1 protein-coding gene is annotated in these 1017 nt (G+C 48.2%); it reads left to right on the top strand.

Annotated features, from left to right (window positions below; translation table 11 throughout):
• Nucleotides 1-203 (top strand): C2H2-type zinc finger protein (locus tag E1189_RS23440; RefSeq protein ID WP_230460106.1); only part of this gene is annotated, 203 nt, incomplete at its 5' end.
• Nucleotides 204-1017: the final 814 nt, after the last annotated feature.

Raw genomic sequence — 1017 nt, 5'->3', positions numbered from 1 at the left:
TGAATCAGAGTCAGCCTGACAGCGATCAGCTGCCCACGAGCACCTCCAGTATGAACATGTTGAGAATGGATAAAAAAACATATCTCCTGTACAAACGCTACCTCCAGATGTACCAGCCCTATGAGTGTGACCAGTGCTACTGGTCTTTCTCTGAACCCAGTGCTCTCACCAGACACAAGCGATCCCACTATGGGGGAAAATAAGCTATTCCCCCATAAATGTACTACTGGGATGGTTCGCCCCTCTTATGGCCAACTGGCAGGACAAGATTCAGCGCCGTAAACACCAACATTTCAAGCGGCCGCCAGATATTATGCTATTTTCCTTGTTCTTTTTAACGGGGGTAAGGAAATGATTTTCAGACTGAACTTTGTTGTCAGCAGTCTTTGCGTAGTGATCGGCCTGTCTGCAACTGCTACTTATGCATCAGGAGAGAAGAGCAGATCTCTTCACCCTACTCCGTTGCAGCCAGTAGAGGTGATATCGACAGGCAGCATTGCCATACACCCTGAGGGCAGCACATATATCTACCCTGGTGAAGGCACATTTTGTACCGTAAACAGATCGACCGGGCATGATTTTGTGCATTGCCGTGGAGAAGAACAAATAACCCAATTAACACTCACCGAATCAACGGCTGCACAACACCTGGAAGTTGAAGACGGTGCCACAACATGGGTTATGGATCCATCTACTACTTGTCGCATTTCCAGTAGCAATGAAGATCCTGACATCTTATGCGCTCCTTCTTCACATATCCCTCTGGACAGTCTACCCCCAGAGTTGACGGTTCAGAGTGATCATTTCGTCAATACAGGGGAGTACACGAACACCTCCAGGATGCACACGCCAAGATTTGATACACAAGAATATCCCGTGTACGAGCCTATCCAAGGCAAGCCCTTTGTCTGTGACTCTGACGGATGCGTACGGGCTTTCATCCTATCCAGTGCGCTCATCGCCCAGAAGCGCACCCACTATAGGGAAAATAGGTAGCTATATCCTCCATAAATGAAC

The organism is Parendozoicomonas verongulae (genome assembly GCF_009711465.1).
Classification (GTDB): domain Bacteria; phylum Pseudomonadota; class Gammaproteobacteria; order Pseudomonadales; family Endozoicomonadaceae; genus Sansalvadorimonas; species Sansalvadorimonas verongulae.
This window is presented reverse-complemented; position numbering and strand designations above follow the sequence as displayed.